The sequence below is a fragment of the Halopseudomonas salina genome (genome assembly GCF_008641105.1).
The window spans coordinates 42,831-52,128 of sequence record NZ_VTTI01000006.1 but is presented as its reverse complement, the minus strand read 5'-3'; the positions used below and the strand labels follow the sequence as shown (position 1 = coordinate 52,128).

At 58.6% G+C, this 9,298-nt stretch carries 5 protein-coding genes; 2 read left to right on the top strand and 3 right to left on the bottom strand.

Translation table 11 applies throughout. From position 1 onward, the window contains the following. Both FZF01_RS11095 and glnE read right to left on the bottom strand, forming a co-directional pair. Positions 1-697, bottom strand: a 697-nt coding sequence (locus FZF01_RS11095; protein ID WP_223825486.1) for a branched-chain amino acid transaminase, incomplete at its 3' end; no start/stop codon positions are given. 104 nt (positions 698-801) lie between these two features. Beyond that, positions 802-3,726 (bottom strand): bifunctional [glutamate--ammonia ligase]-adenylyl-L-tyrosine phosphorylase/[glutamate--ammonia-ligase] adenylyltransferase, encoded by a 2,925-nt coding sequence (gene glnE / locus FZF01_RS11090; protein WP_150278250.1) that lies wholly within the window; start codon positions 3,724-3,726, stop codon positions 802-804. Between the two features lie 236 nt (positions 3,727-3,962). Here glnE and aceE point away from each other — a divergent pair, with 236 nt between their 5' ends. Next, positions 3,963-6,620: a pyruvate dehydrogenase (acetyl-transferring), homodimeric type gene (aceE, locus tag FZF01_RS11085; RefSeq protein ID WP_150278249.1), complete on the top strand. Its 2,658-nt coding sequence runs from the start codon at positions 3,963-3,965 to the stop codon at positions 6,618-6,620. 11 nt (positions 6,621-6,631) lie between these two features. Further along, positions 6,632-8,305 carry a dihydrolipoyllysine-residue acetyltransferase gene (aceF, locus tag FZF01_RS11080; protein WP_150278248.1) on the top strand — a complete coding sequence of 558 codons (1,674 nt, stop codon included), beginning with the start codon at positions 6,632-6,634 and terminating at the stop codon, positions 8,303-8,305. 119 nt (positions 8,306-8,424) lie between these two features. Here the strand turns inward: aceF and FZF01_RS11075 are convergent, their stop codons facing one another. Next, positions 8,425-9,021 (bottom strand): REP-associated tyrosine transposase, encoded by a 597-nt coding sequence (locus tag FZF01_RS11075; RefSeq protein WP_223825485.1) that lies wholly within the window; start codon positions 9,019-9,021, stop codon positions 8,425-8,427. Positions 9,022-9,298: the final 277 nt, after the last annotated feature.

Sequence of the window (9,298 nt, the reverse complement as noted above, 5' to 3'; positions counted from 1 at the left end):
TCAGCTCGCGCGCCAGCGTCAGTACCGTGCTGCGGGTAATGCCGTTCAGACAGGCTGTCACTTCCGGGGTGTAGATCACGCCAGCCTTGATAATGAAAATATTCTCGCCGGAGCCTTCGGCCACATAGCCTTCCGGGTCGAGCAGCAGCGCTTCGTCCGCCCCAGCAGATACCGCTTCCTGCAGGGCCAGCATGGAGTTCATGTAGGCACCACTGGCCTTGGCCCGGGTCATGGTGATGTTCACATGGTGGCGGGTAAAGGAGCTGGTGCGAATCTTGATGCCGCGCTCCAGTGCCTCATCACCCATGTAGGCACCCCAGTGCCAGGCAGCAACACTCACGTGCACCTTGAGGTTATCGGCGCGAATGCCCATGCCCTCGGAGCCGTAAAATGCCAGAGGACGGATATAGGCAGTTTCCAGGTTGTTGTCACGCACAGCGGCACGCACCGCTTCGTTGATTTCTTCTTTGGTGAAGGGAATCTTCATGCCCATGATGTGGGCGGAATCAAACAGCCTGTCGGTATGTGCCTCCAGACGGAAAATCGCGGTGCCGTCCGGCGTCTTGTACGCGCGCACACCTTCGAAAACCGCCATACCGTAGTGCAGCGAGTGCGTCAGCACATGAATATTGGCTTCGCGCCAGGGGACCATTTTACCGTCAAACCAGATAAAGCCATCACGATCGGCCATCGACATTGCAGCCCACTCCATAATATTGGGTTGTACTAAACTGGTGGATCCAAATTCGTATGTGTCGGCCGACCTGCCTCTGGCGGAGAGCACAGCTCAGCCCGCCGGACCTAATCAGGCAGCCACTGTTGCCAGAGGGCCATGACGGCGCGACGAAAATCATGAAACTGGTCGCCGCTTACTTTGCCTGGCTGCTTTTGCAATGCCAGGCGATGGGCCGCTGCCCGGTAGGCCTTGTAAGCCTCCTGCAGACGTTGTACGTCTTCACCGGATACCAATCCGGCGTCCCGCAGCCCATCAAGTATTCGGATGTTGTCGGTGTACCGCAGCAATTCGGGGTGCTGGCACGACCAGGCCAGGACGGCATATTGCACCATAAATTCGATGTCGACGATACCTCCGGCATCCTGCTTGAGATCAAACAGTGCCTGTTCGGTAAACGCTGAGGGCGCGAATCCTGCACTGGTTGCCTTGGTAGCCAGGTTATCACGCATTTTCTGGCGCATGCCGGTGACCTCGGCCCGCAGAGCGGCTTCGTCGCGGGGCCTGCCGAGCACCTCGGCGCGCAGCACATGAAAGCGATGACTCAGGCGCTTGCAACCGGCCAGAACACGGGCTCTGACCAGCGCCTGGTGCTCCCAGGTCCAGGCTTCCTCGCGCTGGTAGCGCGCATAGGATTTCAGCGAGCTGACCAGCAGCCCGGAGTCTCCCGAGGGTCGCAGACGCATATCCACATCATAGAGCGCCCCGGAGGTGGTCTGGGCATTGAGCATATGGATAATCCGCTGACCCAAACGAGTATAGAACCGGCTGCCATCGATCGGTCTGGGACCATCGGTTTCAGCCTGGCCATCCCCATCGTGAATAAACACCAGATCCAGGTCAGAACCATGACCCAGCTCGATGCCGCCAACCTTGCCGTATCCCAGAATCACAAAGTCCATTTCACAATCGGAGCCATCCTCGCGCTTGGGCTTACCATGGCGCAGGGTCATCTCCCGCCAGGCCAGCTGCAACACCTGCTGCAAGATCGCCTCGGCGATCCAGGTGAGGTAGTCACTGACTTTCATCAACGGCAGGCTACCCGCAATCTCGGAAGCTGCAACACGCAGCACATGGGCACGTCTGAAGTAGCGAAGCACCTCCATCTGCTGCTCAAGATCATCCTCGGGAATCCGCATCAGCTGCTGACGCAGCTCATCAACCAGCTCTTCGGTTTCCGGTGGTCGATACAAGCGCCCGGCATTCAGCAGCTCATCCAGCACCACTGGATAGCGGGTGATCTGTTCGGCGATCCACGGGCTGGCCGAACACAGCACCAGCAATTCCCGCAGGGCGCCAGGATTCTCCGTCAGCAACAGCAGATAGGCTGACCGTCTGGCCACGGCCTCGACCAGAGGCATCACGCGATCCAGCGCCAGATCCGGATCATCCTGTTCGCTGGCCATGCCCAGAAGCCGCGGCACAAATACATCCAGCCGCTCGCGGCCAAGCCTCTGCATGGACTTGACCCGACCGGAATTCAGCAGGCCACCGATCTTGCGCCATGCCTCTTCGGGGTCCTTGAACCCACCTGAACGCAACTGCTCGATGGCCTGTTCAGGGTCGCCACTTTCCCACACCGGAATCCATTCGGCATGCCAGCCAGGCTCTTCATCCTGATCCTCATCAGGATCAGCAATCACGCCGGCAAAATGCTTCGCCACACGGCCACGGTGCGTTTCCAATGTCTCGCGAAAGCTGTCCCAGCCATCAAATCCCAACATATAGGCAACCCGCGCCCGCCCCTGCGGATCAGTCGGCAACATCTGTGTCTGCCGGTCATCAATGGCCTGCAGTGCATGCTCGGCATCGCGCAGAAACAGATACGCCGACTTGAGCTCATCCACTACCGCGGACGGCAAATATCCATTGGCAGCCAGTACATCGAGTACGGTCAGAATCGGACGCTGCTGTAACGCCCTTTCGCGCCCGCCATGGATCAGTTGAAAAGCCTGGCCGATAAACTCGATCTCGCGGATTCCACCAGAGCCGAGCTTCACGTTGTCTTGCAGGCCCTTGCGCTGGACCTCACGCTGGATCATGAGCTTGAGGCTACGCAGCGCTTCAATAGCGGCAAAATCCAGATAGCGCCGGTACACGAATGGCTTGAGCATGGATTGCAGCTCGGCACCGGCCGCCTGGTCACCCGCCACAACCCGTGCCTTGATCATGGCGTAGCGCTCCCAGTCACGGCCCTGACTCTGGTAGTACTGCTCCAGGGCATCAAAGCTGAACACCAACGCGCCACTGTCGCCATAAGGTCGCAGACGCATATCTACACGAAACACAAAACCGTCAACGGTTATGTTGTCCAGCGCCTTGATCAACCGCTGCCCGACGCGGATGAAGAACTCCTGGTTAGACAGGCTGCGTCGCCCTCCCCGCGTCTCGCCGGCTTCCGGATAGGCAAAGATCAGATCGATATCTGACGACAGGTTGAGCTCGCGCGCGCCCAGCTTGCCCATCCCCAGCACCACCATATGCTGAGGATCACCCGCGTCACTCATCGGGGTGCCCTGACTGGTGCAACTGTCTGCGTATAACCATCGATAGGCAGCTTCAATACAGTGATCGGCCATCTCGGACAGATCCCGAACGGTTTCGGCGGTATCGGCTCGGCGGGTCAGATCACGCCAGATGATCCGCACCTGCTGCTCCTGTCGAAAGCGCCGAAGAGACTGCGCCAACAGGTCCTCGGTATCCACCTCGGCGAGGGCCTCAGCCAACATGGACTCCATCTCCCCACTTGCCAGCCGGCGCCATAACAGATCACCGCGCATCAGCCTCCCGGCCATGGCCGGATCGCGTCGCAATTGCTCGGCCACAAAATCACTGCCCGCCAGCACATGCCGCAGCTCGGCTATGAACTCTTCGCTCTGCGCCTGTGGGTCCTTCAGCTCATCCTGGGCAACTGCTGCGCGCCATTGGGCCAAATGATGATCAACCAGCGGCTGCAACGAAAACGGGAGGGGGGACGGCGGAGAAAAAACCATGGTCTATCCTGTAGAAACGACAATGCTGCAGCTTGCCACGCCAGCATCGGATGGAAAAGAGCCCGCAACCGGGACCGGCTGGTCATTTTGTAGTTTTACTACCAAAGTCGCAGCAAATCAGTGGAATCTTAATAATTCATGTAGTTATACTACAGCCACCGAATCCAATACTCGTCAGTCAAACCGGGCGCCTTGCCCGCCAAGACTGATTAGGCCCACAAGGTCTGGAGCAAATAATGAAGCAAGACGATATCGATCCCCTTGAAACCCAGGAATGGCTCGACTCTCTGGAATCCGTGCTGGACAACGAAGGCGAGGATCGGGCGCATTACCTGATAACCCGCCTGGGGGAACTGGCCAGCCGCAGTGGCACACCGCTGCCCTATGCAATCACCACCCCCTACCGCAATACCATCCCGCTGACCCACGAATCGCCGATGCCCGGTGACCTGTTCATGGAGCGGCGAATTCGGTCGATGGTCCGCTGGAACGCGTTGGCCATGGTCATGCGCACAAACCAGCAGGATCCCGATCTGGGCGGTCATATTTCCACCTTTGCTTCCAGTGCCACCCTGTATGACATCGGTTTCAATTACTTTTTCAAGGCCCCCACCGAGGAACATGGTGGCGACCTGGTGTTCTTTCAGGGTCACGCCTCCCCCGGCATTTATGCCCGGGCCTACCTCGAAGGCCGCATTAGCGAAGAGCAGCTCAACAACTTTCGCCAGGAAACCGATGGCAAGGGCCTCTCCTCTTATCCTCACCCTTGGCTGATGCCCGATTTCTGGCAGTTCCCGACCGTATCCATGGGCCTGGGCCCGATCCAGGCCATCTACCAGGCGCGCTTCATGAAATACCTGGAGCACCGGGGCTTTATCGAGCCCGGCAAACAGAAGGTCTGGTGTTTTGTCGGCGACGGCGAAACAGACGAGCCCGAGTCGCTGGGCGCCATCTCCCTGGCCGGCCGTGAAAAGCTCGACAACCTGATTTTCGTCATCAACTGCAATCTGCAGCGCCTGGATGGACCGGTACGTGGCAACGGCAAGATTATCCAGGAGCTGGAGGGCAGCTTCCGCGGCGCCGACTGGAACGTGATCAAGGTCATCTGGGGCCGCATGTGGGATCCCCTGCTCGCCCGCGACCACGATGGCCTGTTGCAGCAACGCATGGAAGAGGCGGTGGACGGCGACTACCAGAACTACAAGGCAAACGACGGTGCTTACGTTCGCGAGCATTTCTTCGGTACCCGGCCCGAGCTAAAGGAGATGGTCAAGGACCTGTCCGACGAGGAAATCTGGAAGCTTAACCGCGGTGGCCACGATCCTTACAAGGTGTATGCCGCCTACCATGACGCGGTCAACCACACAGGTCAGCCGACAGTGATCCTGGCCAAGACCATCAAAGGCTATGGCACCGGTGCTGGTCAGGGGCAGAATACCGCCCACAACACCAAGAAGGTCGATATCGACAGCCTGAAGTTGTTCCGCGACCGCTTTGATATTCCGGTCAACGACAAGGACCTGGAAAAGCTGCCCTTCTACAAGCCCGAGGAAGGCAGCGCCGAATACAAATACCTGCACTCGCGCCGCGAAAAACTTGGCGGCTATATGCCCAAGCGCCGCGTTGAAAGCTTCAAGGTACCGGTACCGCCACTGGACACGTTGAAAGCGATTCTGGATGGCAGCGGCGATCGGGAGATTTCCACGACCATGGCCTTCGTGCGCATCCTCTCGCAGTTGGTCAAGGACAAGGAACTGGGTTCGCGTATTGTGCCAATCGTGCCAGATGAGGCGCGCACCTTTGGTATGGAAGGCATGTTCCGCCAATTGGGTATCTACTCTTCGGTCGGTCAGCTCTACGAGCCTGTGGACAAGAATCAGGTGATGTTCTACCGAGAGGACAAGAAGGGGCAGATCCTCGAGGAGGGCATCAACGAGGCCGGCGCGATGTCCAGCTGGATTGCTGCGGCCACTGCGTACAGCACCTATAACCAGCCGATGCTGCCGTTTTATATCTTTTATTCGATGTTCGGATTCCAGCGTATTGGCGATCTGGCCTGGGCCGCCGGAGACAGCCGCGCCAAGGGCTTCCTGATTGGCGGCACCGCCGGGCGCACCACGCTCAACGGCGAAGGCCTGCAACACGAGGACGGCCACAGCCACATTCTGGCATCGACCATCCCCAATTGCCGCAGCTACGATCCCACCTATGGTTACGAGCTCGCGGTGATCATCCGTGAGGGTGCACGGCGGATGATGGAGGAACAGGAAAACGTCTACTTCTATCTGACCGTGATGAACGAGGCCTACGAACAACCGCCGATGCCCAAGAGCAAGGATGTCGAGGAAGGCATCATGCGCGGCATGTACCTGCTGCAGGAGGAGAAGAAACCGGCCAAGCTGCATGTGCAACTGATGGGCAGCGGTACCATCCTGCGTGAGGTGATCGAAGCCGCAAATATTCTCCGGGAGCAGTTCAAGGTGACGGCGGATATCTGGAGCGTCACCAGCTTCAACGAGTTGCGCCGCGACGGCCTGGATGTGGAACGCTGGAACCGGCTGCACCCGACCAAGACCGCCAAGGTCAGTTTTGTCGAGCGCAATCTGGCCAAGCGCAAGGGGCCGGTGATTGCCTCTACCGACTACATGAAACTCTTCGCTGATCAGATCCGCCAGTGGGTCCCGGGTACCTACAAGGTGTTGGGCACAGATGGCTTTGGACGAAGCGACAGCCGTCGCAAGCTACGGCATTTCTTCGAGGTAGACCGTAACTGGGTGGCCTACAGCGCGCTGGTCGCGCTGGTGGAATCCGGTGACCTGGAACCCAAGGTGCTCAGCGATGCGCTGAAAACCTTCGGTATCGATCCCGGCAAGACCAACCCGCTGGACTGCTGAGGAGACAGGCAATGAGTGAAGTAATCAAGGTACCCGGCATCGGCGACGGTGAAGGCGAAGTCATTGAAATACTGGTCAAGGCCGGCGACAAGGTCGAGGCCGAGCAGAGCCTGGTCGTTCTCGAATCGGACAAGGCCAGCATGGAAATCCCCTGCCCCAAGGCAGGCACGATCAAATCGGTCAAGGTCAGCATGGGCGACAGCCTAAAAGAAGGTGACGACCTGATCGAACTGGAAGTGGCGGACGGCGGCGAGAGCGAGCCCGAGAAGGAAGCTGAATCCGAAGAGTCCGACAGCAAGCCCAAAGACGACAAGTCGCAGGACGATGAGCCTGCAAAGCCCGCAGCGTCGGAGGCCAAGTCGGAATCAGGCGACGTTGGCGATAGTGGTGACAGCGGCGAAGTAAAAGAGGTCAAGATTCCGGATCTGGGCTCGGACAGCAAAGCCGAAGTGATCGAGATACTGGTCGCCAAGGGCGACAAGGTCGAGGCTGACCAGTCGCTGATCGTGCTCGAGTCCGACAAGGCAAGCATGGAGATCCCGGCGCCCTTTGCTGGCACAGTGGAATCCGTTGAGATCAAGAAAGGTGATCAGGCGGGCACGGGTGACCTGATCCTGCATATGCGCACCGAGGGCGGTGGGGCCAAGTCTGAATCCAAGCCCGCAAAATCCGACGCGCAGGCATCGGCTCCCAAGGCAGGAGAAAAGAAAACCACCTCTGAGCCGGACCAGCCAGAGGAAGACACTCCGCCTCCGGTCGGCGGCCCAAGCCGTGATGGCGCCAAGGTACATGCCGGCCCGGCAGTGCGCCTGCTGGCCCGCGAGTTCGGCATTGAACTGGCCAAGGTAAAACCCAGCGGACCCCGTGATCGCATCCTCAAGGAGGACGTTCAAAAATATGTGAAGGGCCTGGCCAAGCAGGAAAAACAATCAGCGGCCGGGGGCGGAGCAGGCATACCACCTGTACCCCAGATAGATTTCAGCCGCTTTGGCGAGACAGAAACGAAGGACATGACCCGCCTGCAACAGGCCGGAGCGACCAACATTCACCGCAGCTGGCTGAACGTGCCGCATGTGACCCAGTTCGACCTGGCTGACATCAGCGAACTGGAGAGCTTCCGCAAGGCGCAGAAAACGGTAGCGGAAAAGGCTGGCGTGAAACTGACCGTCCTGCCCTTCCTGCTCAAGGCCTGTGCGCATCTGCTGCGCGAGATGGAGAACTTCAACGCGTCCCTGGCGCCCAATGGCAAGCAACTGATCTACAAGAAATACGTGCATATCGGCTTTGCAGTCGATACACCCGACGGCCTGATGGTGCCGGTAATACGCGATGTGGATAAAAAGAGCCTGCTGCAACTGGCAGGGGAAGCGGCTGAGTTGGCGGAGAAGGCGCGCACCAAGAAGATCAGTGCTGATGCAATGCAGGGTGCCTGCTTCACCATCTCCAGCCTGGGACATATCGGCGGCACCTATTTCACACCCATCGTCAATGCACCGGAGGTGGCTATTCTCGGAATATCCAAAGCCACCATGCAACCTGTCTGGGATGGAGAGGCGTTTCAGCCGAAGCTGATGCTGCCGCTATCGCTGTCCTACGATCACCGCGCGATCAACGGTGCCGCCGCAGCGCAATTTACCAAACGACTGGGTGAACTGCTGGGGGATATTCGGTCGATGTTGCTTTAAGGCGATCACGGCCCAGGTGGAACTGGGCCCTCCCAGCCCGGGAGTGTCGAGTTCCACCTCGACAAAAGAGCCAACCAAAACTCCGCCGGCCCAGGTAGAACTGGGCCATCCCAGAGAAATTACCCCCCTCCCCAGGCACTTGACCACCTCCAGTCTTCAGCCGTGGCGCATAGCCCTGCTTTGACAGGATTCTGATGGACGTAATATATGGCAGCGTCCAGATGGCGCTGATCACGAATATATCTGTCCCAATACCCGCGCATCCAGAAGCGCCCCATAGGCAAAGGTAACGCCAGGGCCTCGCCATTCAATACCGCCCATCGTGCGCTGTATGATTTCCAACCCTGCACAATCCGTGGCAAAGAAAAAGTCGGCTCTATCAAGGCATGCACGTGATTGGGCATGACGCACCAGGCAATCAGCTGATACCGGCGGCCATGGTAAAAGCGCAGGGTCTGGCACATGATTTCAGCCAGTGCCGGCTCCCGCAAAGCACAGCAACCGAGCCCCTGGTCGAGCCAGCGCTCAATGGCTTCACGCTGTTTTCTGGACTGTTGTTCCGAGGGTAACTTCTGGATCTGTCTGCTCAAATCACGCAAAACAGGCTGCGGAAGGGCATCAGCCAAACGAAAAGTGATGAACTGGAGAGTGTGCGGCGCATCGAAGTGCGGCACTTTACGAGCCCTGTACCAGCCCCTGTGGTCGTTTGCTGTCATGCTGAACATCCATGTTCACGTTTTATTACATGAGTGCATGTTAGCAAGCGCTGTATTGATGGGCTGAGAGCTAAGTCGCAGTTTCAAGGATTGCCCAGCTTCGCTGGCCGCTGGCCGAGATGGAACTAGGCCCTCCCAGCCCGGGAATGTCGAGTTCCACCTCGACAAAGGGGTCAGCCCAAACTCCGCTGGCCCAGGTGGAACTAGGCCCTCCCAGGCCCGGGAATGTCGAGTTCCACCTCGACAAAAGAGCCAATCAAAACTCCGTTGGCCCAGA